This is a genomic window from Rhizobium sp. Root1212 (assembly GCF_001424985.1).
Classification (GTDB): Bacteria; Pseudomonadota; Alphaproteobacteria; order Rhizobiales; family Rhizobiaceae; genus Pararhizobium.
In genome coordinates, this window is sequence record NZ_LMDA01000001.1 from 1,187,020 (window position 1) to 1,213,172 (window position 26,153).

Sequence of the window (26,153 nt, forward strand, 5' to 3'; positions counted from 1 at the left end):
TCCCACTCCGTCGTCCCTTCTGCCCCAAGGGGAGAAGATGCCCGAAGGGCAGATGAGGGGATGTCTCCGCAAACTCCGTGCCAGCCGTCTCCCTCATCCGGCCTTGCAGGCCACCTTCTCCCCGCTGGGGAGAAGGGAAGTCAGCGGCAAGACCGTCCCCCAAAACATAAAAGCCGCCCGTCGCCAGCATCAGGGCGGCAACGGACGGCAGAAGAAGGCGGCGAACCATCGCGATACGCATGCGCAAGAACGGGCGGCACGCAAAAGCCGCCGCCCGCCTTTCCTGATTATTGGAAGACAGCGTTAGGATTATCCAGGCTGTCGGAACCTTCAAGCTCGATCGTACCGAGATCGAGCGCGGCAATCACCCGCTCCACGGTCTTCGCCTGCGCGATGAGCCCGTCGATCGCAGCCTGCACCACGGCGTTGCCCTCGGTGTTGCCCTCGGCGATCATCTGGTCGTACTTCTCGACCGTCTCGCCGCGCTTGGCCATGGCCTGCATCGCGGTGATGGTGGCGGCGAGCTTGTCCTTCATCTCCTTGTCGAGCGCCGGGTCCTTGGCGGCGACGAGTTCGGAGAGCGACGGGCCGGTCATCCTGGTGCCGTCGGTGCGGGTATAGTCGCCGAGATAGGCGGCCTGGATGCCGATCGCATCGTGAAGGTGCGAGTTGTAGGTGTTGTCGGAGAAGCAATCATGCTCCTCTTCCGGATCGTGCAGCAACAGGCCGAGCTTCATGCGCTCGCCGGCAAGCTCGCCGTAGGAGAGCGAGCCCATGCCGGTCAGGATGGCGGCGATGCCGGCCTTGGGGTCAGCCTCGATATGCTTGGTGGCAGCGCCGTCCGGCGTCCAGTTGGCGACCATTTCCTTGAGATCGGACACCAGCAGCGTCGTCGCAGCCTTCAGATAGGCGGCGCGGCGGTCGCAATTGCCATTGGTGCAATTGGCCTGGTCGTAATCGGTGTAGGGACGGTTGCCGGCGCCCGGACCGTTGCCGTTCAGGTCCTGACCCCAGAGCAGAAATTCGATGGCGTGATAGCCGGTCGCGACATTGGCGTCGATGCCGTCGGCTTCCTGCAGCGTGCCCGAGAGGAATTCCGGCGTGATGTTGCTGGCATCGACGTCCTTGCCATCGATCTTGATCGTCTTGTTGGCGATCACATTGGCGGTGAACAGCGCGTTTTCATCGCTTTCCGTGCCGTAGCTCGGGTCGACATAGTCGATCAGGCCTTCGTCCAGCGGCCAGGCATTCACACGGCCTTCCCATTCGTCGACGATCGGGCTGCCGAAGCGGTAGACTTCGCTTTCCTGATAGGGGTTGCGGGCGGCAAGCCAGGCTTCGCGCGCGGCCTTCAGCGTCGCCTCGCCCGGCGTCGCGATCAGCGCGTCGACGGCCTTGTCGAGCGCTTCGGCGGTCTTCAGCGCGTCCTCATACTTGGCGTGGCCCACCTCGACGAAGTGCTTGACGACGGCGCTCGCATCGGCCGCCGCATAGGCAGGCGTGATCGCCAGCGCCGACGTCGCGGTCACGAGCGCCAGCACGGCGCCGCGAAGAAATGATGTGGTCATGACCTCTCCTGTGATGTCTATCCCGTCGAACGGGGACAGCCTCCGGCACCCCTTGCCGAGGCGCGTCCAAAATAACGCATCTCTCATGGACCAAAATCAAACTTGTGTCAAAGTGTATAGTTTAGAACGCTTCAAGCTTCCGAAGGCCCGGAGAAGCGGCCGCATGGGTCGAGGGCGGCATCCTCTCTAATCCCGGCCCGGTATCGGTTCGAGTAACCCGCCCTTCGGCCCATCTTCGGCCCTTGCGTGTATTAGCACCCTGAAAATAAAAGATTTTAATCGCTGACTAACCCTAGAACGACAATCACCAGTAGTGGCCGCTTTCCCAAATTGAACCAACTATTTCGCCGTGCTAGCCAAGCAGTCGGAAATTCAGCAAGGAGCATTCAATTGGCGAATATTACACTTAAAGGCTTTGTTAAAACTCAGGGTTTGAGCTTTCAGGAGATCGTCAGCGAGAGCCTCGACGATATCCTCAATTACAACACCGAGAAATTCACCAAGACAGGCATCCTGCTGAAGGACGACGCCGCCAACTACATGCAGTTTTCAGGCACCGGCCTGACCTACAAGTATTCCGGTGGCGAGGTCGTCGGGATCACGGCGGGAACATTGACATCCTTCAAGGTCGTCAGCGACGGCATCACGATCGTCAATGAAACCGGCCTTTCCATTTCCGGCAAGACCCTTGCCGCGGCACTCGACAGCGGCAGCACGGCGAAATTCCTGGCCGCCCTGCTGTCCGGCAACGACACCATCACCGGAACGGCCTATGCCGACGCCTTCTGGGGCGCAAACGGCGACGACAAGCTCTATGGCGGCAACGGCAACGACAAGCTCGGCGGCGATGCCGGCAATGACCAGCTTTACGGCGAAGGCGGCAATGACGCCCTGACAGGCGGGATCGGCAACGACCTGCTGAACGGCGGGATCGGCAATGATATCCTGCGCGGACAGGCCGGAAACGACACGCTGACCGGCGGCGCCGGCAAGGACACGTTCATCTTCGACACCGCGCTCAGCGCCAGCACCAATGTCGACAAGATCACCGACTTCAACGTCGCCGACGATACGATCCAGCTGGAAAACGCCATCTTCACCAAGCTGACGAAGACCGGCACGCTGTCCGCGGATGCGTTCTATGCCAGCACCTCCGGCAAGGCGCATGATGCCAGCGACCGCATCATCTATGAAACCGACACCGGCAAGCTGATCTACGATTCCAACGGCAACGCCTCTGGCGGCGAGGTCCTGATCGCAACGCTCTCGAAGAACCTTGCGCTGACCAACGCCGACTTCGTCATCATCTGAAAATCCGGCTGCCCCGCCCTTCCACATATGCGGAGGCATGTCTGTTCACGGGAAGCGCATCCCGTTTTCCCTTCTCCCCCCCCCCCGCGGGGAGAAGGTGGCGCGAAGGGTCGGATGAGGGGGCCGGCTTGCACCGACCTCGCGGAGAGTACCCCCTCATCGCCTCGCCCGCGCTCGGCACTTCTCCCCGCTGGGGAGGAGTGGGAGGTTCGCAGCAATGTCATTACATCCCTCTGCGATCGCCCCACCGCTCGCAGTGAGCGAATGTCAGGACGCCTTTTCCATCACGCAGAAGAAGAAGCCGTCGGTATTGGTCGCAGCCGGCGTCAGCGTCACGCTCATCATGTCCGCAGACCAGGGCTGCGGCTTGTCCTCGCCGAAAAGCTCAGCCCAGCGATCGGCGGTCGAGACGATCTCGAAATCCGGGTTTGCCTCGCAGAAGGCATAGACCTGCGCCTCGTTCTCCTCGGGCAGCACCGAACAGGTGACGTAAACGAGCTGGCCGCCCGGAGCGACGAAATTCGCCGCGCTCATCAGCGCCTCCTGCTGCTGGCCCATGCGCTCTTCGAGGCTCTTCTGCGTCAGCCGCCACTTGGTATCCGGGCGGCGGCGCCAGGTGCCGGTGCCGGTGCAGGGCGCATCGACTAGAACCTTGTCGAAACGACCCATCAGCTGGGCCAGATCTTCGAACCGGTCATGCACCTGCACATTGCGGGTGCCGGCACGCTTGAGGCGTTCGATGATCGGGGCGAGCCGCTTGCGGTCGGTGTCATAGGCGTGGATCTGGCCCTTGTTGTTCATCGCCGCCGCCATGGCGAGCGTCTTGCCGCCGCCGCCGGCGCAATAGTCGAGCACCTGATCGCCTTCCTGCGGATAGACGAGATCGGCGACGATCTGCGAGCCTTCGTCCTGCACCTCGAACCAGCCCTTCTGGAAGGACAGCTCGGCGGTGACGTTCGGCAGCCGCGAGGCGCCCTCGCCGGCCTTCACGCGCACGCCGTTGCGGGCGATCACCGTCGGCTCGACGCCGTTGCGCTCCAGCGCCTTCAGCACCTTGTCGCGGCTCGCCTTCAGCGTATTGGCGCGCAGATCGAGCGACGGCCGCCCGGCAAGCGCCTGCGCTTCCGCCAGCCAGTCGTCGTCAAAATTGTCTTCGAAGGATGGCTGCAGCCATTCGGGAATATCGCCCTGCACATGGAGCGGCGCATCTTCCAGCTTGCGGCTGGCAAAGGCGGCCTTCATCGCGTCGGTCAGCGGCTCGGGCGCAAACCGGTCACCTTCCAGCTCGGCGGCGAGCTGTTCCGGCGTCACGCCCCATTGCCGAAACATCACGGCATGGCCGAGGGCTGTGGCGCTGTCGCTGTCCATCAGATAGGCGTGGGAGAGTTTCATGCGCAGCGCGTCATAGACGATGTTGCCGATCGCGGCGCGGTCGCCCGATCCGGCAAAGCGGTGCGCCAGCCCCCAATCCTTGAGAGCATCGGCCACCGGACGTTTGCGCGCTTCGATATCGGCCAGAACTTCAACGGCGCCGGCGAGCCTGCCACCCAATCGCATCTTCATCACTCCATTTTCCGCCGTGGTAGCGGCGATGGGGCCGAAGAGCAAGCCGCCATCGGCACTGGCGGCGGGTTGGAGCGGTCAAACCGCCCCGCAACGAATTTTATCCCTGCCTCCCGGAACCTTTTTCCGGGCCGGCACGTTCAACACCGGCTCAGCCGATGACTTGGTAGCAGATGCTGGCCGTACCCGAGCGGATCATGCCGATCTGGGACGCCGCACCCTTGGAGAGGTCGAGCACTCGGCCGCGGATGAACGGGCCGCGATCATTGATGCGAACGACGACGCTCTTGCCGTTGCGCTTGTTGATGACCTGAACCTTAGTGCCGAACTTCAGGCTGCGATGGGCAGCGGTGAGGTTGGAGGCGTTCATGCGCTCGCCGGAAGCGGTCCGCGATCCGAGCGCATACCAGGATGCGCCACCACAGGCCGCGCTCTTGGCCTCAGCCACCGTTGTCGACGTCAGGCTTGCCCCCAAGGCAAAGACGAGTGCCGCAGCTGCGGCCGAGAGCTTTCTGTTCTTCAAACAGGGACCCCTTCGTGTAAAATTTACTTAAGTCTTACGAAGGCTCGGCTTTTCAGGGCAAAAAGTGGCGAAAACGTGCTTCAACCTTTAACCCCCGCTTAAGACTTCCGGCGATCCTGTGAATTTTAAAAAACCAAGGAAATTGAATCTGTTAGCGATTCCGGAAAGATTCGCTTTAGATTCAACGGCGAAGCAAAAAGTCGGACTAAACGTGGAACAATAGTGCTGCGATCGAATAAAAAACGGATTGAATTTTTTTAAACTGCCGAAAAGCCACCAATCTCCGGCATATAAAAACGCCACATCTCGCAAAAGTTGCATCTTGTGGCGCGCGCAAAAGGCGCATGCCATATTTCAAATCTCCAGAAAATTGCATTTATCCGCGCCAGATATCGCGCTGCCAGAGGTCCGACAGCGAGGCCCGATAGTCGGCAAACCGCATCTCGTAGCCGGCATCGCGCAGTTTGGCGTTGGAGACCCGTTTGTTCTCGCCATAGAAGGAGCGCGCCATCGGCGTCAGTTCGGCATCGTCGAAGGCGACTTCCGGCGGCGGCTCAACGCCCATCATGTCTGCGGCAAGCGTGACGAGATCCTGCGGCGGCGCCGGCTCGTTGTCGGTGATATTGAAGATGCCGCCGGCGTGCCTGCCGATCAGAAACGCCGTTGCGCCGGCAATATCCTCGACCCGGATGCGGTTGAACACCTGATCCGGCTTGATCAGCCGTTTCGCCGTTCCCTCGGCCAGATTGCGGAACGTATTGCGCCCCGGCCCATAGATGCCCGCCAGCCGCAGAATGGCGACCGGAATGCCTGCCGCCGCGCCGAAGGCAACCCAGCCATCCTCCGCCTCCACGCGCTCACGCGAGCGCAGCGAGACGGGCCTGCATTCCGCGTCTTCATCCACCCAACCGCCCTTGTGGTCGCCATAGACGCCGACGGTCGAAAGATACCCCACCCACTCCAGCGCCGGCATCATCGCTCGCATGCGCTCGAAGCCCAGCCGCAGGATCGGATCACCCTCGCGCCCCGGCGCAATCGACTGGATCAGATGCGTCGCCGTGCCCATCGCCGCCGCAAGCTCCGGCGAAATCGCCTGCCCGTCATAGAGCAGCGCCTCGATCCCGAGCCCCTTCAAGTCATCCCGCTTTTCAGGAGAGCGTGTCGTGCCGGTGATGCGGGATGCCTGGGGCAGAAGTTCCTTGGCGATCGCCTTGCCGGAATAGCCGGCCCCCAGGATCAAAACTTGCATCACGTCACTCCCGCAAAAGCCCATTCCCCGATCACATCAGGATCGGTCTCGTCTTTCCGTCTTGCCGCAAATTCGGAAAATTCGCCAGAGGTCATCAGCCGCGACAGTGCCCAGACCGCCATGCCCCGCACCACCGGCGAGCCATCCCCCGCCAGCGCGGCACAGGAAGCAATCATCCCCCGATCCCCAGAATTCCCCGCCGCCATCAGCACATTGCGCACGAAGCGGTCGCGGCCGATGCGCTTGACCGGCGATCCCGAAAACATCGCCCGGAACGCCGGATCGTCCAGCGCCATCAGTTGCTCAAGCTTCGGCGCCTTCAATTCTTCCCTCGCCTTCAGCTTCATCTCGGAGGCGGATACGGCAAACTTGTTCCATGGACAGGCGGCCAGACAGTCGTCGCAGCCATAGATGCGGTTGCCGATCAGCGGCCGGATGGCGGGATCGATCGGCCCCTTGTGCTCAATGGTCAGGTAGGAAATGCAGCGCCGCGCATCGATCCGGTATGGGGCCGGAAAGGCATCGGTCGGACAGGCGGAGAGGCAGGCCCGGCACGATCCGCAATGATCCACCTCGGCCACATCGATGTCGAGATCGGCGGTCGTAAACATGCTGCCGAGAAACAGCCAGGAGCCGAACTCGCGGCTGACGAGATTGGTATGCTTGCCCTGCCAGCCCAACCCCGCCTGTTCGGCCAGCGGCTTTTCCATGACGGGTGCCGTATCGACGAACACTTTTACATCCTCGCCCGCCCTTGCGGCAAAACGGGTCGCGACTTCCTTGAGTTTGCCCTTGATGATGTCGTGATAATCGCGGTTCTGCGCATAGACGGAAATCGCTCCGCGATCCGGCATCGAGAGAACGCCGCGCGGATCATGCTCCGGCCCGTAATTCATGCCGAAGACCACGATCGAGCGCACTTCGCTCCAGAGCACGCGGGGATCGCCGCGTCGCGCCGCCGTCTCGGCCATCCAGTCCATGGTGCCGTGCTGCCCGTCCGCGATGAACTGCTGCAAGCGCCCCGGCGCAAGCGGGATCGAATCCGGCAAGGTCACGCGACAGAGATCGAAACCCTTGTCGCGCGCTTCCTCCTTCAGGAAGGCCGCCAGCTTCCGGCGTTTGGCGTCCTGCCTGTCCTGCGATGGGCGGCCGCCGGTCATGAACTTCGCCCTTAAAAATCCAGATCCGCGTAATGCGAAACCGGGATCAGCCCGCGCACCCGCTCGGCCAGCAGCGGCCGGAAGGAGGGTCGCGACTTCAGCCGCTGGTACCAGTCCTTGGCCATCGGCGATTCCGTCCAGTCGATCTCGCCGAGATAGTCGAGCACCGAAACCGCCGCTGCCGCCGCCAGATCCGCATAGGAAAGCCGGTCACCGGCGAGGTAGGTGCGCGAGCCCGCAAGCCACGACAGATATTTCATATGCTGGCGGATATTCGCCCGCGACGTCCGCAGCGCCTTACTGTCCGGCGCACCGCCGCCCTGATCCGGCGTCATCTGCAGCTTGAAAATCCGCTCGCGCACCAAAGGCCGCGTCACGTCGTTTTCCATCTTCTGCAGGAACCACTCGACCAGCCGGCGGATTTCGGCGCGCTGGAACGGGTCTTCGGCCAAAAGCCGGCGATCGCGCTTCAAGACACCATTGGTCTCGTCCAGATATTCGGAGATCACCATCGCGCCACAAAGCGCCCTCATGCTGTCATCGACGTAAACAGGCAGGGTGCCCGCCGGATTGAGCGCGAGAAAATCGCGGCGCTTTTCCCAGGGCTGCTCTTCCGCAAGCTCGGTCTGGTAGCCGTATTCGGACAGAATCAGCCGAACGAACCGGGACGCGGTGGACATGGGGTGATGATAAAGTGTCGGCATAGGGGGCTTCGTCGGTTCTATCGGAAAAGGACGGCTGTCGGGAAGCAGCGTCGTCCGGATTGGTACGTGTCGGGCGGAGGCCGATGCCTATTGCCTGAAACCGGCCGTTCCGTGGCGGACAGGAAAAAGCTATAGGAATTTGCAGCCTCAAACTCAAGCGAATCAGCCAATGCCTCTTCAGCGCTCAGGCTAATCTCCAAAACTTCAGGGATTCTTAAACTTATGGCGGATCAATCGATCATCAGCGCGCTTATCCTTGGCCTCATCGAGGGCCTGACGGAGTTCATTCCGGTTTCTTCCACCGCCCATGTGCTGCTGGCGGGCCATTTCCTCGGCTTCAAATCGCCAGGCAACACGTTTGCGGTCCTCATCCAACTCGGCGCGATCCTTGCGATCCTGCTCGTCTATTTCCAGCGGCTGCTCGCCATCGCCCTTGCGCTGCCCACCAGCGCCAAGGCCCGCGGCTTCGTGCTGTCAGTGCTCATCGCCTTCCTGCCGGCCGCCGTCATCGGCGCCATCGCCCATGATTTCATCAAGACCGTGCTCTTCGAAACGCCGATGCTGATCTGCATCGTGCTCATCGTCGGCGGCGTCATCCTCTATGCGATCGACAAACTGCCGCTTCAGCCGAAATACCGCGATGTCATGGATTATCCACCCTCGCTGGCCTTCAAGATCGGTCTTTTTCAGTGCCTGGCGATGATCCCCGGCACCTCGCGCTCGGGCGCCACCATTGCCGGCGCGCTGCTCCTCGGCACCGACAAGCGTTCGGCGGCGGAATTTTCCTTCTTCCTCGCCATGCCGACCATGCTCGGCGCCTTCACGCTCGATCTCTACAAGAACCGCAACGCACTCGATTTCAACGATAGCGCCCTGATCGCCGTCGGCTTCATCGCCGCCTTCGTCGCAGCCCTGCTCGTCGTGCGTTCGCTCTTGAATTTCGTCTCGACCCGCGGCTTTGCCCCCTTCGCCATCTGGCGCATCGTCGTCGGCGTCGCCGGCCTCATCGGCCTCCTGATCTTCGGCTGACAGTCATCGACTGAAAAAACAAAACCGCGTGCAGCTTCCGAAGAAGGCTGCACGCGGTTCCTGGCCCCCGCCATAAACTTTGCGCGCCCCATCAGGGCGCGGCGAAAAACTCAGTTCTCGGAAATCTTGTCGATCGAGGCAGTGGTGCAGGGATCGACGCCATAGGCCGGCGAGCAATCGCCGTGATGGCCGGCGACCGTCTTCGGCGCCACGAAGGACCCTGCCACGATGACGAGTGCCGCGCACGCAAAAAAGATTGCGATCGACTTGCCCATGAAATGTTTGCCTCTCGAGATGGAATGACGTGCCGCCTTGGGATTCGCAAGGCTCAGCGCGGCTGCTGTCTAAGCTTTGCGACGGCCGTTATCAATATCGGAACATATTGAATCCGAGGTAAATGCCATTCCTCAGAAGTAGTGAGGCAGAAGTGCAACGCTTGTCCTGCGCACAACGAAAAAGGGCCGCCGATCTTCCCTTCTCCCATCAGGGGAGAAGGTGGCGCGTAGCGCCGGATGAGGGGGAGCGGCTAGCTCGGATTCGCGGAGAAACCCCTCATCTGCCCTTCGGGCATCTTCTCCCCGCTGGGGAGAAGACAAAAGTGGATCACGCCAGACCGCGCGAAAACTGCCCCTGCGGACGATACCGCACGATATAGGACGGCAGCACGGCCTCCACCGAGGTCGGCTCGATGCCGAAGGCCCCGATCGTGCGGCCTTCGCTCTTGGCCGCATCCGAGACGATGTTGTCGGACTTCAGGAGCGTCACCTGATCGGCCGTCAGCGGCGGCTTGACGAACGGCACCAGCGAGGCGACCGAACCGATCAGCGAGGCAATGCCGAAGGGCAGCGGCAGAAGCGTGCGCTTGCGGTCGATTTCCTTGAGCATGATCTCGAGACAGGCGCGGAAGGACAGGACATCCGGCCCGCCGATCTCATAAATCTTGCCGCCGGCAACCTTGCCGGCCACGGAATTGGCGACGGCCTCGGCGACATCGGTCACATAGATCGGCTGGAATTCCGTTTCGCCACCGCCGACCAGCGGCAGGACGGGCGAGAAGCGCGCCATTTCAGCAAATTTGTTGAAGAACTGGTCTTCGGGGCCGAAGATCACCGACGGCCGCAGGATGACGGCATCCGGCACCGTGTGGAAAACGGCATTTTCGCCACGGCCCTTGGAGCGGCCATAGGCCGAAGCGCTCTTGGCATCGGCGCCGATCGCCGAAATATGGGTGAGCTTCGCACCAACGCCCCGCGCCGCTTCCGCAGCCGCGCGCGCGCCAAAATCCTGCACGGCGTCAAAGGTGTTGCGGCCGCTTTCGAACAGGACGCCGACGCAGTTGACGACATGGCTTGCACCATGCACGGCCGCGTCGACCGAGGCGCGGTAGCGCAGGTTGGCCTGCACCAGCGAAATCTGCCCGACATTGCCGAGCGGCAGCAGGAAGCCGGCGAGATCGGGACGGCGCACGGCGACCCGGATGCGGTAGCCGCGACGGGCCAGCGCACGCACGACATGCCGGCCGACAAAGCCCGACCCACCGAAAACCGTGACGAGCGGCGGAATATTGGACAAGGTCATGGAACGGGCACTCCTGAATTTCGCTGGCGCGTTGCTTCACATCTTACGGCTACATAGCCCAATCCCCAGCCAAGGTGAAGGCTTATCAGGCAGGCTTTTGCGCCGCTTTTTTCCCGAGATCGGAGAGAGCGCTCACACGCCCTCGACGATCACCATCTCGGCATCTGCGACCGATTGCCGGATCGCCGCCGCGATCTGGTATTCCGGCGAGTGATAACAGTCATGCGCGGCCTTCAGCGAGGGAAACTCGATGACGACGTTGCGGGCACGCACCTGGCCCTCCAGCCGCTCGTATTCCCCGCCGCGCGCCAGAAAATTGGCGCCGTATTTCTCGAAGGCCGGCTTGGCCGCCGCGACATAATCCTTGTAGCGCTCGGCATCGCGTACATCGACGCGTGCGATCCAGTATCCCTTTGCCATTGCCTTCTCCTCGTTATCGCCGCAAGCATGGGATAACCGTCTTCCGGCAAATCACCGATGCGGTCAAGCGGGCGATCGACAGGAACAGGGCATGATATCGAGACGAACCCGGCGCAGGCTGCCTAGCTATGGCGCGATCACGCTGCTCACCGCAGCGATGACGCTGCCTTCCCCTCCTCCGGCCATGGCTGCGGTCCAGCCGCCGGCCCGCGCCTGCTCCGACAAGGAATACGCGGCGCTGCGCCAGCCTGCGACGCAGCAGGCATCCAGCATCGACCTCCGCTGCTCCCCCACCCTCGACAAGTCGGATGTCATCGGCAAGCGGCTGATCCTCTCCGGCGAAAAGGCCTCCGGCATCACGATAGACTGCGGCGGCGCCACGTTCGACGGCGCCCGCGGCAGCGTCAATTTCAGCAAACCGACGATCCTGATCCGCTCGATCCGGACGAAGGACGGGGGCTGGAGTGCGCCGCACGACATCACCATCCGCAACTGCACCGTCAAGGGCGCCATCCGCATCCAGGGTCTCGGTACGAACGGTCAGGCGGAAGACGTGCGCCTGTCCTCTTTCCAGCCTGACCACACGCAGCGCGCCCAGGCCGCCGCGCCCGATAATATCGACCTGTCCGGCATAAGCTTCATCGCCGACGGCAAGATTCCGCTCTACCTCGCGCCGGGCGTAACCCACGTTACGGTCGAAAACTCCAGTTTCACCGGCCAAACCGGCGGCACCGCCATCTATCTCGATGCGGAATCGGCCGATAACGCCATTGTTTCCAACAGCTTCGCCGTAACCACCAAATCCCGCGAACAGATCGCCCTCGACGGCTCGGCCCGCAACCGCATTTCCGGCAACCGCTTCCTCGATCCGGTCAATGGCGGCATCTACCTCTACCGCAATTGCGGCGAAGGCGGCACCATCCGCCACCAGAGCCCGCAATACAACGAGATCAGCGGCAACACCTTCTCCTATTCGAAACCGGGTGCGGCCCCCGCCGTCTGGCTCGCCTCCCGCAACGGCGCCCGCCTCTACTGCTTGACGGCCCCCGCCGCCCCCTTCGGCAGCGGCCTGAGTTCGAAGGATTTCGCGGAGTTCAACACAGTGACGGGCAACACCCTGACCGGCGGCGATGCCTCGCTGATCCGGAATGACGACGACAGGAATGTGATCGAGGGGAACAGGGTGGAGTAAAGGGAAGAACGCTCTTCCCGAGGGCGGGGCCGTCGCCTATGGAAGGCGCGGCAAGCTCTGTTGTCCCCTCTCTCCGCCTGCGGGGAGAGGGCTAGGGTGAGGGGCAAACTCTCATCGATAGAATGCCCCCGGCTCCGCCCCTCATCCGCCCTTCGGGCACCTTCTCCCCGCACGCGGCGAGAAGGAAGGAGCAAGCCGCGCCTTCGTATGCAAAATACTCTTGCCCTTGAGGCCGAGATATCAGTGAAGCCGACAGCGGGGTAGTATGGCACGCTCCGGGTTAGCGGAACACCGCCCTCAAATTCATCCCTTCAAAACCCCATCCATCTCGGCGAGAATGCCGCGCACCGCAGCCAGCGGATCGGCCGCCTTGACGATCGGCCGTCCCACGACCAGATGGCTCGAACCGGCAGCCAGCGCGTCACCCGGCGTCATCACCCGCTTCTGGTCGCCTTTGTCGCTGCCCGCCGGGCGGATGCCCGGCGTCACGACCGCCATATCCGCGCCGACGATACCGCGCACCGCAGCCGCCTCTTCCGCCGAGCAGACGATGCCGCCCATGCCCGCCGCCCGCGCCTGTTCGGCCCGCCGCAGCACCAGCGCCTGCGGATCGAGGGCATAGCCCGCATCCTTCACATCGTCGGCATCCATCGAGGTCAGCACGGTGACGCCGAGCAGGCAGAGCCCGGAGCCCTTGGCCGCCTCGACCCCCGCCGCCATCGCCTTGGGATAGGCATGCAGCGTCAGCATCGACATCCCCATCTTGGCGATGTTTTCGACGCCCTTGGCCACCGTGTTGTCGATGTCGAGCAGCTTCATGTCGAGGAAGACCTGTTTGCCGCTTTTCGCCAGATCGCGGGCAAATTCCAGCCCGCCGGCAAAGACCAGCTGGTAGCCGATCTTGTAGAATGTCGCCTCGTCGCCCAGCGTCGAGACGATCTTTTCCGCTTCTCCGATCGTCGGAAGGTCGAGACCAACGATCAGCCTGTTACGCGCGTTCACAGTCATTTCATCCATCCCCGCCATTGTTCCATCGGGGTCCAGTCGCATGCAAGCGACCGATCCGCAAGGGAAAACGCAAAGAGATTGCCACCGCCCGGAGGCTGGTCGTGACGGGCGATCGGCACGCCTGCCAGATGGCATTTGAGCAGCGTTCCCACCCCGCCATGCCCGACGAAAGCGACCGGAATGTTCGGGTCGTACTTTTCCAGCGCGCCAAAAACCGCAGCGACGATCCGTGCTTGCGCATCCGACGCCCGCTCCCAGCCGCGAAAACTTTCCGTCGGATGGGCAAAGAACCAGTCGGCCGCATCCTCGAAGGCATCCGGCTTCAAGAACCCCGTCGCCGAACGATCGTTTTCCCCGGAATGTTCCAGGACTTCGACAAGCCGCCCGGCCGCCAGTATCGCCGCCGTCTCCTGCGCCTTCACCTCGTCGCTCGACAGGAACCGGCCGATTTCCTTGACCCAGCCATGCCCCGCCGTCACCAGCGAACGCTCGACGCCGATCTCGGACAGCCCCCATTCCGGCACAGGCACGGCGGGATCGATCCGCACCTGCGGATGGGTGATGTAAACAGCAAACATCGGAAAGCCGTCAGTGCGCCTTGCGATAGGTCCAGAGTTGGGCCGGCGGAATGTTGCGCACGACAAAATCGTAATGCGAAATCTGGTAGCGATCCGGCAGTGCCACCACCGGCGACAGCGGCCCATAGGAAATCTGGATCACCGGCCGGCCCGGCGCCACGCGCTTCAGCAGGTCCTCGATCAGCGCCACACGCCGGTACATCGGGAAGTTCAGAAGCGGCACGGCCGAGATCACGCAATCGAACTTCTGGCCGCTCTTCTCACCGAGCGTCGTGTCGAGATCGAAGGCATCGCCATTGATGAAATTCACGCCCGGAAAACGGCCGAGAAGATGGTTGTAAAAATCCGTGGAAAACTCCACGGAAACCACGTTGTCCGGCTTCACGCCCTTGTCGAGAATCGCCTTGGTGATGACGCCGGTGCCCGGACCAAGCTCCAGAACCGGCAAGCCGGAATGGGGATTGACGACGCTCGCCATGCGCCGGGCCGTCACGCCCGAGGTCGGGATGATCGAGCCCACGGCCTTCATGTTCTGCCGCCAGCCCTTGAAGAACCGGATTTCCTCGTCGAATTTCTTCTCGAGATGCTGCTTCAGACGAAAATTCATTTTTCTCCCCTCGGACCGGCGATGCACCGATGACGAAGAACCCGCCGCCCTCATGCAGCGTATTCGACACAGCGAATATTTGCCGCGCTTTGCGACAAAAACAAGTCTCCCAACGCCGTTAACCGACAGGAAACTTCCAAATCTTTTCGCCGTCGAAAACGAAGGCCGGGAAACGCAAACGGCACGATATGACCTTGGGGCCAACCGAGCCGTTTGAAAAAGACAGCGGCCCGAAGGGCTTAAACACGCATCGGCATCAGGACGTAGAGCGCGTCGTCGCCGGCGAGATCGCGTACCAGCGTCGGCGAGCCCGGATCGGCCAGCATGAACACAGCCTCATCGCCGGAAAGCTGGGCGGTGATATCAAGCAGGTATTTGGCGTTGAAGCCGATTTCCAGCGGATCGTTTTCATAGCCGACCGGCAGTTCTTCCGTCGCACTTCCCGAATCCGGGTTGTTGACTGTCAGCGTCAGCTGCCCCTCGGTGAGCGAGAGCTTCACCGCCCGCCCACGTTCGGAAGAAATGGTCGAGACGCGATCGACGGCCTGCGCAAACGACTGGCAATCGATCTTCAGTTCCTTCTCGTTGTTGGTCGGGATGACCCGCTGGTAATCCGGGAAGGTACCGTCGATCAGCTTCGAGGTCATGACGATCGAGCCGATGGTGAGCCGGATCTTGGCATCCGACACCTCGACGGTGACGACGACGTCCGGATTGTCGACCAGCTTCTGCAACTCGCTGACGGTCTTGCGCGGAATGATGATGCCCGGCATGCCTTCCGAGCCAGACGGCGCCTCGAGATCGGCGCGCGCCAGACGGTGACCGTCGGTCGCAACCGCGCGCAGCTTCAGCTGCCCCTTGCTTTCGATCGTGTGGATATAGATGCCGTTCAGGTAATAGCGGGTCTCTTCGGTCGAGATCGCAAACTGGGTGCGATCGATCAGCATCTTGAGGTCCGTGGCCTTCAGCCGGAAGGTGTGGCTGAACGCGCCGGCGGTCAGGTCCGGGAAGTCGGATTGCGGCAGGCACTGCAGCGAGAATTTCGAGCGGCCCGACTGCACCGTCATTGCCGTGCCTTCGGTGTTGGTGGCCAGCAGCACTTCCGAGCCGTCGGACAGTTTTCGCACGATGTCATAGAGCAGATGCGCCGGCACCGTCGTCGCGCCCGCCTGCTCCACCTGCGCCGGCGTGGCTTCGGTGATTTCCAGATCGAGGTCGGTCGCCTTCATCTCCAGGCTTGCGCCATCGGCGCGCAACAGCACGTTCGAGAGGATCGGAATGGTGTTGCGGCGCTCGACCACGCGATGCACGTGGTTCAGCGACTTCAGGAGATTGGACCGCTCGATCGTAATACGCATGGGATGCTACCGCTTTCAACCAGTGCCGGAAGCATGCCTCCCGGCATTTACACTTTGACGTCTCTCAGGCCCACAAGGATGTGGACGGGCAAAATGGCAGAAACAAGCCGCGGAAATCAAGCGCTATCGCGGAAGAGACGGGACGATTGTCAACGGGATTGGCCAGTCTTCCCCAGTATCCCACCGTACTGCGTGTTTACGTCCGCCTACGCAGCGCAAGATCAGGCGGGCACATAGGTCAGGCGGATCACATCCTCGGCGATCAGATCATGGGCCACCAGCCGCAGCGGCGGCCGGGGTCCGGCGAAATACGGCTTGCCATGCCCTACCACCACGGGGTGCAGATAAATCCGATACTCGTCGATCAGGCCAAGCCCGGTGAGGCTGTGTGCCAGCTCCGGCCCGGCGACTTCGATCTCCCCGTCACGCTCGGCCTTCAACCGGCGCATCGCCCCCTCAAGATCGTCAGCAACAAGGCTGGCATTCGGCCCGACAGACGTCAACGAACGCGAAACGACCCATTTCGGCTGTTTCCGCCACGCCGCGGCAAAAGCCTGCTCATCCGCACCCCATTCCGGATGTTCATCGTCCCAGTAGCGCATGATCTCATACATCCGGCTGCCGTAGACGCTGCCCGCCTGCTGCTCGGCTTCCCTGATGAAATGACGGAAAAGCGCCGGCCCCGGCGCAAACGCCATGTGATCGACATAACCGTCCAGCGACTGGTTCATTCCAAACACCAGCTTGGCCATACCCGCTTCCTTTCCTCGATTGGCACACGCTTCTGATTGCATTCCGCAATCAGTTATAAGGGAGACCGAGGGATTTTGCACCACAATTGATTGGAATGCGCACGAGGAAGAGACCACGAACAGACGACTTCCTCCACCCGCCAGCCCTTGCCGCCACCGCCCGGCTCGCCCATAAAGGCCGGTAACAGCGCACAGAAAGAGCATGACCTTGGAACATCAGGCAGACAGCGAGCGACAAAAGACCTATCGCATCCACAATATCGCCGTGCCCGCCCGCCCGCTGGAGCCGGCGCTCTATCTCGTCGCCACCCCCATCGGCAATCTCGCCGACATCACGCTGCGCGCGCTGGAAACCCTTGCCGGCGCCGATGTGCTCGCCTGCGAGGATACCCGCGTCACCCGCGTCCTTCTCGACCGCTACGGCATCGTCAACCGCCCTTACGCCTATCACGAGCACAATGCCGACGAGGCCGGCCCGCGCCTGATCGCCGCGCTCGAAGCCGGCAAATCCGTAGCCCTCGTTTCCGACGCCGGCACGCCCCTCGTCTCCGACCCCGGCTACCGCCTCGGCCAGGCGGCCATCGAAGCCGGCCACCGCGTCATCCCGATCCCCGGCCCCTCGGCCCCGCTTGCCGCCCTCGTCGGCTCCGGCCTTTCCAACGAGACCTTCCTGTTCGCCGGCTTCCTGCCGTCAAAGGACAAGGCCCGCCGCGACCGCCTGACAGAACTCGCCGCCATCCCCGCCACGCTCATCTTCTTCGAATCCCCCCACCGCATCGCCGCCACCGTCGAGGCCGCCTGCGATGTGCTGGGCGACACGCGCCGCGCCACGGTCTGCCGCGAACTCACCAAGACCTTCGAGGAATTCCGCCGTGGTACGCTCGCCGAACTCAAGGCCTTCTACGACGAGGGCACCACCGTAAAAGGCGAGATCGTCTTCGTCATCGCCCCGCCGGATGCACCGGCGCCGCCGAAGGAAGAGGATGTCGACGCCCTCCTGTCCGCACTCGTCAAGGAGATGTCCACCGGCAAGGCCGCCACCGAAGCCGCCAAACGCACCGGCCTCAACCGCAAGGACCTCTACGACCGTCTGCTGGAGTTGAAGGAGCGCGATGGCGCCTGAACCGGCCGATATCCGCAAGCGGAAGGCATTGCGCAAAGGCGCAATCGCCGAATATCGCGCCGCGCTCGCCCTTATCCTCAAAGGTTACCGCATCCTCGCCTTCCGCTACCGCACCCGGCTCGGCGAAATCGACATCATCGCCCGCAAGGGTGATCTTGTCGCCTGCGTCGAAGTGAAAGCCCGTGCAAACATCGACAGCGCCGTCTTCGCCGTTTCGCCCACGGCCCAGCGCCGCATTCGCGCTGCAAGCGACCTCTGGCTCGCCCGCCAACCCGACGCCGCAAGGCTTTCCATCCGCTACGACATCGTCTCCGTCAGCCCCTGGCGCTGGCCGGCGCATATTCCCGATGCCTTTTGAACAGCCGTGCACAGTTGTTACAGAACCGACATCAAAGCGTTATCGCCGCGTCATGAAAGGTCTTTAGCGGGTTCCTCACCAAATACCAAGTCTCGATGGTAGGAGGCTATAGGACCGGCTCGATCGCGTTTTCCGGCTAGGAGAGGTTCGCAGAGCGATGCTTTCGCATCGGTCAAGGAACTCGACGACGCCGGAAAGCACGAGAAGCCGGCCGAAGGTGACTTATGATTGCTCTCTGGCGTCGTTGCGATGCTTGTCCGATGCGCAAGCATCGCTCCGCGCATCGCGCCTGGCCAGAGAGCAATCATGAGTCATCCTATAGGCTCCTATCATCGAGACTTGGTATCAACCCTGGTGAAAGGAACTGCCATGATCAAGAACATCACGATGACCGGCCTCGCGCTGGCTTTCTCCGCGACCTCCTCCTTTGCCGCGACCGATATCACCTGGTGGCACGGCATGGCCGGCCGCAACGGCGAAGTCATCAACGAAGTCGCCCAGAAGTTCAACGCCGCGCAGACCGCTTGCGCGCTCACCCCGGTTTCCAAGGGCACCTATGAGGAAGCGCTGGCGTCCGGCATTGCCGCCTTCCGTTCGGGCGAACAGCCGAACATCCTGCAGGTGTTCGACGCCGGTGCTGCCACGATCATCAACGCCAAGGGCGCCGTCATCCCGGCCGAAGACCTGATCACCAAGGCAGGCTACAGCTTCGACCGCAATGCCTTCATCGACGGCGTGCGTTATTTCTACGCCGACAGCGACGGCAAGTTCGTCGGCATGCCGTTCAATTCCTCGGCGCCGATCATGTACATCAACGACGAAGCCCTGAAGAAGGCCGGCGTCGAAGCCCCGAAGACCTGGGAAGAGTTCGAAGCGATCGCGCCGAAGCTCAAGGAAGCCGGCTACATCCCGCTCGTCCAGTCGCAGCTCACCTGGCAGTTCACCGAGAACTTCTTCTCGCGCAATAACATCCAGTTCGCCACCAACAACAACGGCTACGACAGCGTTGTCGACACTGAGCTGAAGGTCACCGACCCGAACCTCGTCATGATGTTCGAAAAGCTGAAGTCCTGGGCCGATCAGGGCTATTTCGCCTACTACGGCGCCGGCTGGAACGATAACCAGAAGATGTTCGAAGAAAACAAGGCCGCCCTCTGGATCGGCTCTTCCGGCTCCTTCGGCGGCCTGACCAAGACCGCCCAGATGCCGTTCTCGGCCGATTTCCTGCCCTATTGGGGTTCGATCAACGGCGCGGGCACCTCGTCCTTCATCGGCGGCGCTGCCCTGTTTGCCATGGCTGGCAAGTCGGACGCCGAAAACAAGTGCGTCGCCGACTTCTTCCAGTTCCTGACCTCGCCGGAAATTCAGGTCTTCTATCATGAAGCCACGGGTTACGTTGCCATCACCAAGGCAGCCTACGAAATGGCCAAGAAGGAAGGCTACTACGAGAAGAAGCCTGCCGCCGAAGTCGGCATCAAGCAGCTGATGCTGCCGGCCGGCGAATGGTCGAAGGGTTATCGCCTGGGCTTCTACCCGCAGATCCGTGAAATCATGGAACGCGAATACGGCCGCATCTTTGCGGGCGAAGTCTCCGTCAAGGACGCCTTCGACACGATCGAGAAGGAAGGCAACGAACTTCTCGCCCGTTTTGCGAAGACGGCTGGCTGATAGGGTACTGGCTTCCCTTCTCCCCCCTGCGGGGGAGAAGGTGGCCGAAGGCCGGATGAAGGGGTGTTTCCGCGCATTCTGAATGTGCCGCTTTACCCCCTTCTGCCGTGTCGGGCATCTCCCCTCAAGGGGGGAGATCACAAGAGGCAAACCCTCGCTTGAAACGCAGTCAGGGAAAAGAAGAATCTCCCCCCTTGAGGGGGAGATGTCACGAAGTGACAGAGGGGGAATGCGGCAAGCACCGAACCATCCCCCAGCACTCCCTCAAGGGCCAGACCAATGACGCACGCACCATCCCTCTCCCCGACCAGCGCGGCGCCGACAACGGCCGCCGGCTTTTTCCGTCGTTTCCGCTCCGCCCCCTCCGAGCCGCATTTCGCCAAGCGCGTGCAATTCTCCTCGCCCTTTCTGCCCTATTTCTTCCTCGCCCCGCAGATGGCGATCATCTTCACCTTCTTCTATTGGCCGTCCGTGCAGGCGATCCAGTCGTCCTTCTACCTCGAAGACCCCTTCGGCTTCGGCTCCACCTTCGTCGGCATCAGCAACTACACCGATGTCCTGAAATCCACGGAATATCTCGGCATCGCCCGCTTCACCGCCGTCTTCACCGCTGTTGTCACCTTCTTCTCGCTCGCCATCGGCCTGTTGCTCGCCGTCAAGGCCGACGGTGTCATCCGCGGCAATGCCACCTACAAGACGTTGCTCATCTGGGTCTACGCCATCGCCCCGCCGGTCGCAGGCCTCATGGGCATGATGCTGTTCGACCAGCACATCGGCCCCTTGGTGAAATTCGTCGCCCTGTTCGGCTGGGACATGAAGGTCGGGCTCAACTACACCGACACCGCAACCGCGATGATCATCGTTTCCATCTGGAAGCAGATCCCCTACAATTTCATCTTCTTCCTCTCCGGCCTGCAGGGCATCCCGGTTTCCGTGCGTGAAGCCGCCCTCATGGACTGCCGCTCCGGTTTCCGCCGCTTCCGGACCGTCATCCTGCCCTTGCTTGCGCCGACCGCCTTCTTCCTCCTGATCATCAACACCACCTACGCCCTGTTCGACACCTTCGGCGTCATCGACGTGATGGTGAAGGACAAGGCCGCCAACAACCCGATCACGCTGGTCTACAAGGTCTATATGGACGGCTTCCGCGGCAACGATCTCGGCGGTTCCTCCGCCCAGTCGGTCATCCTGATGATCATCGTCTTCGTGCTCACCATCTTCCAGTTCCGCTTCATCGAGCGGCGCGTCCACTACAGCTGAGCGGGAGGGAAACCATGCAGCGCGCCAAACTCTTCGATCATGTCATCCTGCTGATGGGCGTCTTCATCATGATCGGCCCGCTGGTCGTCGCCCTGATGACCTCCAGCCACGAGGCCGCCGACATCCACCGCAACGGCCTTTCCATCCTGCCCGGCGGCCATTTCGTTGAGACCTACCAGACGGTGCTCACCAAGCAGGGCGGCTTTACCGGCAAGATCACCGGCCTCAGGATGATGATGAACTCCCTCATCCTCGGCCTCGGTTTCGCCGCCGGCAAGATCATCCTGTCGATGCTCGCGGCCTACGCGCTGGTCTATTTCCGCTTCCGTTTCGCCACCATCACCTTCTGGATGATCTTCACGACGCTGCTCCTGCCGCTCGAAGTCCGCATCCTGCCCTCCTACGAGGTCATGAACACACTGCACCTGACGAATACCTATACGGGCCTTATCGTGCCCCTTCTGGCGTCCGCCACCGGCACCTTCTATTTCCGCCAGTTCTTCAAATCGATCCCCGACGAACTGCTCGAAGCCGCCCGCATCGACGGCGCCGGCCCCTTCAAATTCTTCATCGATGTGATCGTGCCGCTGTCGAAGACGATGATGGCCGCGATCTTCATCATCATGTTCGTCTATGGCTGGAACCAGTATCTCTGGCCGACGCTGATGACGACCGACGAGAGCTTCTTCACGTTGGTCCGCGGCATCAAGCAGATCCTGCTCGTCTGGGTCGGCTCCAACATTCCCGATTACAACGAGGCCTTTGCCCTGGCGATCCTCGCCATGCTGCCGCCTGTGATGATCGTCATGATCTTCCAGCGCTGGTTCATCAAAGGTCTCACGGAAAGCGACAAATAAAGGAACGCCCCATGTCAGCGATCAACATCACCAATGTTTCGAAGATCTATGCCGGCGGCGTCGAGGCGGTGAAATCCGTGTCGATCGATATCGCCGATGGCGAGTTCATCGTGCTCGTCGGCCCCTCCGGCTGCGGCAAGTCCACGCTTCTGCGCATGGTCGCCGGCCTCGAAACCATCTCGAAGGGCACCGTCGAAATCGGCGACCGCATCGTCAACACCGTCGAGCCGGCCGAACGCGACATCGCCATGGTCTTCCAGAACTACGCGCTCTACCCGCACATGACCGTCTACGACAATCTCGCCTACGGCGTCAAGAACCGCGGCACCCCCAAGGCCGAGATCGACGCCCGCGTCACTGAGGCCGCCCGCATGCTGCAGCTCGAAAAATACCTCGATCGCAAGCCCCGCGCGCTTTCCGGCGGCCAGCGCCAGCGCGTCGCCATGGGCCGCGCCATCGTGCGCAAACCCGCCGCCTTCCTCTTCGACGAGCCGCTGTCGAACCTCGACGCGAAACTGCGCGTCTCCATGCGCGGCGAAATCAAGCAACTGCAAAAACGCCTCGGCACCACCTCGATCTACGTCACCCACGACCAGCTCGAAGCCATGACGCTCGCCGACCGCCTCGTGGTCCTCAACGGCGGCGAGATCGAACAGATCGGCCGCCCCCTCGACGTCTACCACTCCCCCGCCTCCACCTTCGTCGCCAGCTTCATCGGCTCTCCCGCCATGAACCTGCTCCGCGCCAACCGCGAGGGTAACCGCCTGCATTTCGGCTCCCAGACGCTGGAAACCGACCGCCTCTCGACATTGCCCACCGAACTCACCATCGGCCTGCGCGCCGAAGATCTGCGCATCGCGCAAGCCGGCGAACAATCCCTCACCCTGAAGATCGATTACGTCGAAGAACTCGGCGCCCAGCGCCTCGTCCACGGCAATGTGGATGGCAAGGCGATCACGGCCGCCCTCTCCCCGGAAATCGAGCTTGCCGACACTATCGCGCTGACGATCGCGCCGTCGCGCCTGCATTTCTTCGACCCCACGACCGGCAAGCGGCTGCCGCGTCCCCTCGACGCGTGCACCTCCACGCTGCCGCAGGCGACGATGCTGGAGCCAGCGGCCGGATAACAGGCCGCCGGTTTTCCGGTTTCAGCTAAACCGCTTCCCCCACGTGCTTCAGCCGCAGCACCAGCGGCACCGACAGCGCATAAACCACGACCACAGCCAGCCAGATCGCCCCCGGCCAAACGTCGCGAAACACGAAATAGACGCTCGAAAACCCGAGCGGCGCAACGATCGAGGCAAGGCTGACGGCCGAGGCCAGCACGCCTTGAAACTGCCCCTGCCGCCCCTCTTCCACCTGCCGTGTCGCCAGCGACTGCAGCGCCGGAACCCCGATCCCGCCGAGCGCAAACACCGGCATGATCGCGAAGATCATCCAGCCCTGCGTCGCAAACGCCATGACGCCCAGTGCCAGACACACCCCGGCAACCCCCGCAAGAATAGCGGCCCGCTCCCCAAGCAGCTTCACCGCCGGCCCCGGAAGAAAGGCCTGCGCCAGCGTCTGACAAATCCCGAATGCCCCGAGCGAAAGCCCGATCCACAGCCCGTTCCAGTGAAAACTGTCGCTCCCCCACAGCGCCCAGCAGGTGCCGTAGGCCTCTCCCGTGGCACTGAAGACGAAAAAGATCAGGATAAACGGCAGCACGCGTTTCACCGAAAACACCCAGCGCAAGGGGCCGAGCGGATTGAGCGCCGCAAGATCGATCCTCTCCCGGCTCGGTATGCACGATTCCGGCAGCAGAAACAGCGCCATCAGCAGATTGCCCCCGTTCAGCACCGCCGCCGCAACAAAGGGCAGCCGCACCCAGTGGTGGCCCAGCACCCCGCCCAGCACAGGCCCGATAATGAACCCGATGCCAAACATGGCGTTGAACAGCCCGAACCGCCGGGCGCGCTGATCCTCCGTGGAAATATCGGTGATATAGGCCATCGCCACGGAGATATTGGCGCTCGTCAGCCCGGCAATGGCACGACCGAGAAAGAGCACGGCAAGATTGGGCGCAAGCGCCAGCAGCAGATAATTGACCGCCGCGCCGCCGAGCGAAATCAACAGCACCGGCCGCCGCCCCAGACGGTCACTGAGCGCACCGAGCACCGGCGCGAAGACGAACTGCATGGCCGCATAAAGCGCCGTCATCGTGCCGATAGCAGGCGCGACGTTCTGACTTTGGGAGACCTCCTGCAGAAGGGAGGGGAGGATGGGAAAGATAAGCCCGATACCGACGGCATCGAGAATAATGGCTGTGAAAATAACGATAAGAGACCTGTTCATGACGCGTTCCAATCGACGCAGGCGCAAGACGTCATGAGGACGCCGATGGCTTGCGAGGAGCCTGACGAAATCAGGCGGGATTTTAGGGAAACGCTGGCCGAACCATGCGCACATGGATGGCGTGTACTCGGCCGCTCGGGGACTGATCGTCCATTTGCCGCCCAAAAAGAGCGGAGCGGCCGCTTTTCGCGACAGGCGATATTTACGTCAGAACAGCGCGCCCGGCAAGCCGTCCCGGCCGCTTGGACCGGCGCCTACACGAGCCGCCTTCCATCCGCATCGATCACCGGCTCGCCGTCCTCCTTGAAAAACGCTCCGTTACGGGTGGGCGGAAGCACGTCCAGAACCCGCTCCGAAGGCCGGCTGAGACGGGTGCCGATGGGCGTCACGACAAAGGGACGATTGATCAGGATCGGGTTTGCAAGCATGGCATCCAGCAATTGATCGTCCGTCAGCGCCGGATCGCCAAGACCGAGATCCGCGTAAAGGCTCTCCTTGTCACGCATCGCCTGCCGAACGCTCAAGCCTGCCGCCGCAATCATCTTCGCCAGCTCGTCCCGCTGCGGCGGGGTTTTCAGATACTCGATCACCTGGGGTTCGATCCCCGCATGGCGGATCAGCGCCAGCGTGTTGCGGGAGGTGCCGCAGTCCGGGTTGTGATAGAGGATGACATGCATTGTCACGCCCTTTCTGTTTGAGAAACGGGAGATGCGCCGGCCCCCGAAAACAGCCATCCGCAAAGCCCGACCGCCACCAGCGCGCCGCAGAACTGGGCGATAGCGAATGCCGGAACATCGACGGGACGGATGCCGGAAAAACTGTCCGTAAAACTCCGCGCGATCGTCACCGCCGGATTGGCAAAGGACGTGGAAGCCGTGAACCAATAGGCCGCCACGATATAGAGGCTGACAAGCAACGGCACCGCATCGCTTTTGAACCGCACTCCCCCGAGGATCGTCAGGAGCAACCCGAAGCCGGCAACCAACTCCGCACTCCACTGGCCCCATCCCGTTCGCACCGTTCCGGAGACCTGAACAAGCGGCAAATCGAACATCAGATGCGCAAGCCCCGTCCCGAGGATTGCGCCGATGACCTGCGCGACCATGTAGGGAAGGACATCCCTGCCCGCATGCTGGCGAGCTGCCGCGAGCGCCAGGCTGACGGCGGGATTGAAATGCGCGCCGGAGACCGGCCCGAGGATCGTGATCAGCACAACCAGCATCGCCCCCGTCGGTATCGTGTTGGCGAGCAGGGCAAGCGCGCCGTCATCCGTCAGGCGATCGGCCATCACGCCTGAGCCGACGACGGTGGCGACCAGCATGCCGGTCCCAAGCATTTCCGCGACAAGCCGGCGGGAAAGCGTCGGCGTCATCCGCAACACGACACCGCCGAAACCGCCGGAGCGCAAATCTCGGGATGCCCGCCGCAACAGTCCTCCAGAAGAAACTGCACCAGATCCCGCAAGGCATCGTAACGCGCGGTGTAGATGATGGAGCGGGATTCGCGATGCTGGCGCACCAGCCCCGAGTGGTCGAGTTCCTTGAGATGAAAGGAGAGATTGGAGGCGGATACGCCGGCTTTCTCCGCAAGCGCCCCCGCCGAAAGCCCGTCCGGCCCGGCCACGACGAGCATGCGCACGATCTGTAGCCGCGTTTCCTGCGCCAGCGCTCCGAAAGCGCCAAGGGCATGCCGCTCGTCCATCAATTCAATAATCCTTTAAATGTTGAATTGATCAAATACCCCACCTCGACCCCTTCGGCAAGCACCCCTCGCCACAGGCATCGTCAACGGTCAGCCCGAATGCAAGACAGCGACAAAGGTCTGGCAGGCCGTTGAAAAAATCCTCCCCGCAAATCCCCGCCCCATCCGCCCGTGACACACTCCTGCCGTCCCGCCATCGGATACACCGGAGAGCGTTGCCGGCGAGGCGGGGCCGGTGCCTTCGGTCTGTGT

27 protein-coding genes are annotated in these 26,153 nt (G+C 62.2%); 9 read left to right on the forward strand and 18 right to left on the reverse strand.

Annotated elements, in window-relative coordinates; translation table 11 throughout:
- Positions 1–287 precede the first annotated feature (287 nt).
- Positions 288–1,568: an imelysin family protein gene (locus ASC86_RS05630; protein WP_056317254.1), complete on the reverse strand. Its 1,281-nt coding sequence runs from the start codon at positions 1,566–1,568 to the stop codon at positions 288–290.
- A gap of 390 nt (positions 1,569–1,958) precedes the next feature.
- Here ASC86_RS05630 and ASC86_RS26845 point away from each other — a divergent pair, with 390 nt between their 5' ends.
- Positions 1,959–2,879: a hypothetical protein gene (locus ASC86_RS26845; protein WP_280136966.1), complete on the forward strand. Its 921-nt coding sequence runs from the start codon at positions 1,959–1,961 to the stop codon at positions 2,877–2,879.
- 267 nt (positions 2,880–3,146) lie between these two features.
- Here the strand turns inward: ASC86_RS26845 and ASC86_RS05640 are convergent, their stop codons facing one another.
- The 5 genes from ASC86_RS05640 to ASC86_RS05660 form a co-directional block, all read right to left on the reverse strand.
- The gene (locus tag ASC86_RS05640; RefSeq protein WP_056318303.1) at positions 3,147–4,436 is read right to left on the reverse strand and encodes an RsmB/NOP family class I SAM-dependent RNA methyltransferase; all 1,290 of its coding nucleotides are present in this window, start codon (positions 4,434–4,436) and stop codon (positions 3,147–3,149) included.
- A 157-nt stretch (positions 4,437–4,593) separates the two neighbouring features.
- Positions 4,594–4,965 (reverse strand): septal ring lytic transglycosylase RlpA family protein, encoded by a 372-nt coding sequence (locus tag ASC86_RS05645; RefSeq protein ID WP_056317260.1) that lies wholly within the window; start codon positions 4,963–4,965, stop codon positions 4,594–4,596.
- A gap of 376 nt (positions 4,966–5,341) precedes the next feature.
- Positions 5,342–6,214 carry an SDR family oxidoreductase gene (locus ASC86_RS05650; protein WP_056317263.1) on the reverse strand — a complete coding sequence of 291 codons (873 nt, stop codon included), beginning with the start codon at positions 6,212–6,214 and terminating at the stop codon, positions 5,342–5,344.
- A complete protein-coding gene (gene queG / locus ASC86_RS05655; protein ID WP_056317264.1) occupies positions 6,214–7,374 on the reverse strand; it encodes a tRNA epoxyqueuosine(34) reductase QueG in 1,161 nt (386 codons plus the stop codon). Before queG ends, ASC86_RS05650 begins: the two co-directional genes overlap by 1 nt.
- 11 nt (positions 7,375–7,385) lie before the next feature.
- Positions 7,386–8,078: a glutathione S-transferase family protein gene (locus ASC86_RS05660; protein ID WP_056317267.1), complete on the reverse strand. Its 693-nt coding sequence runs from the start codon at positions 8,076–8,078 to the stop codon at positions 7,386–7,388.
- A gap of 222 nt (positions 8,079–8,300) precedes the next feature.
- Here ASC86_RS05660 and ASC86_RS05665 point away from each other — a divergent pair, with 222 nt between their 5' ends.
- Positions 8,301–9,107, forward strand: coding sequence for an undecaprenyl-diphosphate phosphatase (locus tag ASC86_RS05665; protein WP_056317270.1), 807 nt, complete (start codon positions 8,301–8,303; stop codon positions 9,105–9,107).
- 110 nt (positions 9,108–9,217) lie between these two features.
- Here ASC86_RS05665 and ASC86_RS26200 read toward each other — a convergent pair whose 3' ends face one another.
- From ASC86_RS26200 to ASC86_RS05675, 3 genes are all read right to left on the reverse strand, one after another.
- Entirely contained in the window at positions 9,218–9,382 is a 165-nt protein-coding gene (locus ASC86_RS26200) for a hypothetical protein (protein ID WP_156386907.1), read from the reverse strand.
- 328 nt (positions 9,383–9,710) lie between these two features.
- A complete protein-coding gene (locus ASC86_RS05670; protein WP_056317273.1) occupies positions 9,711–10,685 on the reverse strand; it encodes a complex I NDUFA9 subunit family protein in 975 nt (324 codons plus the stop codon).
- A gap of 132 nt (positions 10,686–10,817) precedes the next feature.
- A complete protein-coding gene (locus ASC86_RS05675; protein ID WP_056317275.1) occupies positions 10,818–11,105 on the reverse strand; it encodes a DUF1330 domain-containing protein in 288 nt (95 codons plus the stop codon).
- 91 nt (positions 11,106–11,196) lie between these two features.
- Between ASC86_RS05675 and ASC86_RS05680 the strand changes: the two genes are divergently transcribed.
- A complete protein-coding gene (locus ASC86_RS05680; RefSeq protein ID WP_244477525.1) occupies positions 11,197–12,297 on the forward strand; it encodes a NosD domain-containing protein in 1,101 nt (366 codons plus the stop codon).
- 303 nt (positions 12,298–12,600) lie between these two features.
- Here ASC86_RS05680 and pyrF read toward each other — a convergent pair whose 3' ends face one another.
- The 5 genes from pyrF to ASC86_RS05705 all read right to left on the reverse strand — a co-directional run bounded on the left by pyrF (position 12,601) and on the right by ASC86_RS05705 (position 16,600).
- Positions 12,601–13,305, reverse strand: a complete 705-nt coding sequence (pyrF, locus tag ASC86_RS05685; RefSeq protein ID WP_056318308.1) for an orotidine-5'-phosphate decarboxylase — start codon at positions 13,303–13,305, stop codon at positions 12,601–12,603.
- Entirely contained in the window at positions 13,302–13,883 is a 582-nt protein-coding gene (locus tag ASC86_RS05690) for a histidine phosphatase family protein (protein WP_056317278.1), read from the reverse strand. The genes pyrF and ASC86_RS05690 overlap by 4 nt, the downstream gene beginning before the upstream one ends.
- A 10-nt stretch (positions 13,884–13,893) precedes the next feature.
- Positions 13,894–14,490, reverse strand: coding sequence for a phospholipid N-methyltransferase PmtA (pmtA, locus tag ASC86_RS05695; protein ID WP_056317281.1), 597 nt, complete (start codon positions 14,488–14,490; stop codon positions 13,894–13,896).
- 239 nt (positions 14,491–14,729) lie between these two features.
- Positions 14,730–15,848, reverse strand: coding sequence for a DNA polymerase III subunit beta (gene dnaN / locus ASC86_RS05700; protein ID WP_056317285.1), 1,119 nt, complete (start codon positions 15,846–15,848; stop codon positions 14,730–14,732).
- Between the two features lie 221 nt (positions 15,849–16,069).
- On the reverse strand, positions 16,070–16,600 hold the full coding sequence (locus tag ASC86_RS05705) for a dihydrofolate reductase family protein (protein ID WP_056317288.1): 531 nt from the start codon (positions 16,598–16,600) through the stop codon (positions 16,070–16,072).
- A gap of 202 nt (positions 16,601–16,802) precedes the next feature.
- Here ASC86_RS05705 and rsmI point away from each other — a divergent pair, with 202 nt between their 5' ends.
- From rsmI to ASC86_RS05735, 6 genes are all read left to right on the forward strand, one after another.
- A complete protein-coding gene (gene rsmI, locus ASC86_RS05710) occupies positions 16,803–17,723 on the forward strand; it encodes a 16S rRNA (cytidine(1402)-2'-O)-methyltransferase (RefSeq protein ID WP_056317292.1) in 921 nt (306 codons plus the stop codon).
- Positions 17,713–18,081, forward strand: coding sequence for a YraN family protein (locus ASC86_RS05715; protein ID WP_056317295.1), 369 nt, complete (start codon positions 17,713–17,715; stop codon positions 18,079–18,081). The genes rsmI and ASC86_RS05715 overlap by 11 nt, the downstream gene beginning before the upstream one ends.
- 369 nt (positions 18,082–18,450) lie before the next feature.
- Positions 18,451–19,749: an extracellular solute-binding protein gene (locus ASC86_RS05720; protein ID WP_056317298.1), complete on the forward strand. Its 1,299-nt coding sequence runs from the start codon at positions 18,451–18,453 to the stop codon at positions 19,747–19,749.
- Positions 19,750–20,184: 435 nt separating this feature from the next.
- Positions 20,185–21,009, forward strand: coding sequence for an ABC transporter permease subunit (locus ASC86_RS05725; protein ID WP_056318311.1), 825 nt, complete (start codon positions 20,185–20,187; stop codon positions 21,007–21,009).
- Positions 21,010–21,023: 14 nt separating this feature from the next.
- Positions 21,024–21,866 (forward strand): sn-glycerol-3-phosphate ABC transporter permease UgpE, encoded by an 843-nt coding sequence (gene ugpE, locus ASC86_RS05730; RefSeq protein WP_056317301.1) that lies wholly within the window; start codon positions 21,024–21,026, stop codon positions 21,864–21,866.
- An 11-nt stretch (positions 21,867–21,877) separates the two neighbouring features.
- Positions 21,878–22,993, forward strand: coding sequence for a sn-glycerol-3-phosphate import ATP-binding protein UgpC (locus ASC86_RS05735; RefSeq protein WP_056317305.1), 1,116 nt, complete (start codon positions 21,878–21,880; stop codon positions 22,991–22,993).
- A gap of 25 nt (positions 22,994–23,018) precedes the next feature.
- On the opposite strand, the gene ASC86_RS05740 is transcribed toward ASC86_RS05735, so the two are convergent.
- The 4 genes from ASC86_RS05740 to ASC86_RS05755 form a co-directional block, all read right to left on the reverse strand.
- Positions 23,019–24,314 carry a TCR/Tet family MFS transporter gene (locus tag ASC86_RS05740; protein ID WP_156386936.1) on the reverse strand — a complete coding sequence of 432 codons (1,296 nt, stop codon included), beginning with the start codon at positions 24,312–24,314 and terminating at the stop codon, positions 23,019–23,021.
- Positions 24,315–24,454: 140 nt separating this feature from the next.
- Positions 24,455–24,877, reverse strand: a complete 423-nt coding sequence (gene arsC / locus ASC86_RS05745; RefSeq protein WP_056317309.1) for an arsenate reductase (glutaredoxin) — start codon at positions 24,875–24,877, stop codon at positions 24,455–24,457.
- A 2-nt stretch (positions 24,878–24,879) separates the two neighbouring features.
- Positions 24,880–25,572, reverse strand: coding sequence for an MIP/aquaporin family protein (locus tag ASC86_RS05750; RefSeq protein ID WP_056318315.1), 693 nt, complete (start codon positions 25,570–25,572; stop codon positions 24,880–24,882).
- Positions 25,569–25,901, reverse strand: a complete 333-nt coding sequence (locus ASC86_RS05755) for a metalloregulator ArsR/SmtB family transcription factor (protein WP_056317312.1) — start codon at positions 25,899–25,901, stop codon at positions 25,569–25,571. Before ASC86_RS05755 ends, ASC86_RS05750 begins: the two co-directional genes overlap by 4 nt.
- Between the last annotated feature and the right edge of the window lie 252 nt (positions 25,902–26,153).

Excerpts from the sequence above, each read along its gene's own strand:
- ASC86_RS05630 (WP_056317254.1), bottom strand. The coding sequence starts at position 1,568 with ATGACCACATCATTTCTTCGCGGCGCCGTGCTGGCGCTCGTGACCGCG.
- ASC86_RS05640 (WP_056318303.1), bottom strand. The coding sequence starts at position 4,436 with ATGCGATTGGGTGGCAGGCTCGCCGGCGCCGTTGAAGTTCTGGCCGAT.
- ASC86_RS05650 (WP_056317263.1), bottom strand. The coding sequence starts at position 6,214 with ATGCAAGTTTTGATCCTGGGGGCCGGCTATTCCGGCAAGGCGATCGCC.
- queG (WP_056317264.1), bottom strand. The coding sequence starts at position 7,374 with ATGACCGGCGGCCGCCCATCGCAGGACAGGCAGGACGCCAAACGCCGG.
- ASC86_RS05660 (WP_056317267.1), bottom strand. The coding sequence starts at position 8,078 with ATGCCGACACTTTATCATCACCCCATGTCCACCGCGTCCCGGTTCGTT.
- ASC86_RS05665 (WP_056317270.1), top strand. The coding sequence starts at position 8,301 with ATGGCGGATCAATCGATCATCAGCGCGCTTATCCTTGGCCTCATCGAG.
- ASC86_RS26200 (WP_156386907.1), bottom strand. The coding sequence starts at position 9,382 with ATGGGCAAGTCGATCGCAATCTTTTTTGCGTGCGCGGCACTCGTCATC.
- ASC86_RS05670 (WP_056317273.1), bottom strand. The coding sequence starts at position 10,685 with ATGACCTTGTCCAATATTCCGCCGCTCGTCACGGTTTTCGGTGGGTCG.
- ASC86_RS05675 (WP_056317275.1), bottom strand. The coding sequence starts at position 11,105 with ATGGCAAAGGGATACTGGATCGCACGCGTCGATGTACGCGATGCCGAG.
- ASC86_RS05680 (WP_244477525.1), top strand. The coding sequence starts at position 11,197 with ATGATATCGAGACGAACCCGGCGCAGGCTGCCTAGCTATGGCGCGATC.
- pyrF (WP_056318308.1), bottom strand. The coding sequence starts at position 13,305 with ATGACTGTGAACGCGCGTAACAGGCTGATCGTTGGTCTCGACCTTCCG.
- ASC86_RS05690 (WP_056317278.1), bottom strand. The coding sequence starts at position 13,883 with ATGTTTGCTGTTTACATCACCCATCCGCAGGTGCGGATCGATCCCGCC.
- pmtA (WP_056317281.1), bottom strand. The coding sequence starts at position 14,490 with ATGAATTTTCGTCTGAAGCAGCATCTCGAGAAGAAATTCGACGAGGAA.
- dnaN (WP_056317285.1), bottom strand. The coding sequence starts at position 15,848 with ATGCGTATTACGATCGAGCGGTCCAATCTCCTGAAGTCGCTGAACCAC.
- ASC86_RS05705 (WP_056317288.1), bottom strand. The coding sequence starts at position 16,600 with ATGGCCAAGCTGGTGTTTGGAATGAACCAGTCGCTGGACGGTTATGTC.
- rsmI (WP_056317292.1), top strand. The coding sequence starts at position 16,803 with ATGACCTTGGAACATCAGGCAGACAGCGAGCGACAAAAGACCTATCGC.
- ASC86_RS05715 (WP_056317295.1), top strand. The coding sequence starts at position 17,713 with ATGGCGCCTGAACCGGCCGATATCCGCAAGCGGAAGGCATTGCGCAAA.
- ASC86_RS05720 (WP_056317298.1), top strand. The coding sequence starts at position 18,451 with ATGATCAAGAACATCACGATGACCGGCCTCGCGCTGGCTTTCTCCGCG.
- ASC86_RS05725 (WP_056318311.1), top strand. The coding sequence starts at position 20,185 with ATGGCGATCATCTTCACCTTCTTCTATTGGCCGTCCGTGCAGGCGATC.
- ugpE (WP_056317301.1), top strand. The coding sequence starts at position 21,024 with ATGCAGCGCGCCAAACTCTTCGATCATGTCATCCTGCTGATGGGCGTC.
- ASC86_RS05735 (WP_056317305.1), top strand. The coding sequence starts at position 21,878 with ATGTCAGCGATCAACATCACCAATGTTTCGAAGATCTATGCCGGCGGC.
- ASC86_RS05740 (WP_156386936.1), bottom strand. The coding sequence starts at position 24,314 with ATGTGCGCATGGTTCGGCCAGCGTTTCCCTAAAATCCCGCCTGATTTC.
- arsC (WP_056317309.1), bottom strand. The coding sequence starts at position 24,877 with ATGCATGTCATCCTCTATCACAACCCGGACTGCGGCACCTCCCGCAAC.
- ASC86_RS05750 (WP_056318315.1), bottom strand. The coding sequence starts at position 25,572 with ATGACGCCGACGCTTTCCCGCCGGCTTGTCGCGGAAATGCTTGGGACC.
- ASC86_RS05755 (WP_056317312.1), bottom strand. The coding sequence starts at position 25,901 with ATGGACGAGCGGCATGCCCTTGGCGCTTTCGGAGCGCTGGCGCAGGAA.